General features: G+C 43.6%; 1 protein-coding gene and 2 pseudogenes. All 3 read right to left on the bottom strand.

Annotation, left to right across the window (positions count from 1 at the left end):
* Positions 1-462: pseudogene (locus ACFIJ0_RS02680) on the bottom strand (hypothetical protein); the annotation flags it as partial.
* A gap of 65 nt (positions 463-527) precedes the next feature.
* Positions 528-932, bottom strand: coding sequence for a hypothetical protein (locus ACFIJ0_RS02685; protein ID WP_375623702.1), 405 nt, complete (start codon positions 930-932; stop codon positions 528-530).
* Positions 929-1,153, bottom strand: a pseudogene (locus ACFIJ0_RS02690) (filamentous hemagglutinin); the annotation flags it as partial. The gene ACFIJ0_RS02685 and the pseudogene ACFIJ0_RS02690, both read right to left, overlap by 4 nt.

Consider the following 1,153-nt stretch of genomic DNA (forward strand, 5'->3'; position numbering starts at 1 on the left):
TCCAGCATCTTGCCCCATCGCCCTCTGTCCAGTTGTATCAGTAAGGATGATACTCCCATCACTGATAGCAGATTTGGTTTCTCCTTCCGCTGCATCCTTCGCTTTGCCGTGATTTAAAACATTCTTAGCAATGTTCTTTATCGTATCGTTCCCAGAAAGGCTAAACCCATGGCTGCTAGCTGTAGCATGCGCACTGTTGCTGATATCACTGGTGCTAATGCTTCCTGTGGTCAGGCTGTTTTTGTCCGCCGACGCGGTGCTTTCAATAATGCTTCCGGTTAGGGTTGTTTTATCTTTGACGTTGATATCAAAACCACCATCACCGGCTTTAATGCCTGATTGTTCCCCGACACTATGATAATCGCTAGAAGATTTATTCTTTTGGAAAGAGGCGCTCATGGAGCCCCCACCACCTGTTTGTCTAGCACCAAACCCAACAGAAACAGAGTTTTGCTTGCTGGAAAAAACAATCCCGCCATTCCAAGCAAAGGCAAGGATGGCGGATTGTTGGTCATTACAAGCAAGACTTAAGGATAACATTCATATTGTTCTGGATGCTTTTTACAAAACGGGCTATTTAAGCGCTTCTTGACACTGCGCCTCGGGATCACAGCGCCTGGACGACAAATCGGGAGATTTTCGGCTTTATGATTTCCACACCAGCCCCCCCCCCTATCATATTTATCATGGAAACCAGCTTGAATCATACAAGCTTCTATGGTTGCCCATGCATTGTTGCTTAAATTTCTGTTTTCTGGAAATACATCATAAGGAGCTGGCATTCCACATTCTAAAAGTGCTTTTTTTACCTCAAGCCGATCTGCTCCTGATTTCTCCCACACCGTGAAGTATCCTGCAGGAGGTTTATTAAACTGACATCCAGCTATACTTAACAAAGTTACAGCGCTTAATAATTTTAAAGTTTGTTTCATTTTTTCCTCCTTAAAGGGAATTGTACTCGATGGGAAAGTCCATATATATCTCGACATTTTGGACCCGCATCTCCAAGGCAAGTATGGGGATTGTAAGGATTTGTGAACATTTTCCATGTTTCTTTCCACCTGCTACTACCAGCAGGTGCTGTCTCGTAAGTATAGCCATTGCCACCAATAATTCTGCTTACAAAGTCATATCTATTCCCATCAAAGCCAAT

The sequence above is a fragment of the Bartonella sp. OC68QHHN genome (assembly GCF_042193875.1).
Classification (GTDB): domain Bacteria; phylum Pseudomonadota; class Alphaproteobacteria; order Rhizobiales; family Rhizobiaceae; genus Bartonella; species Bartonella grahamii_A.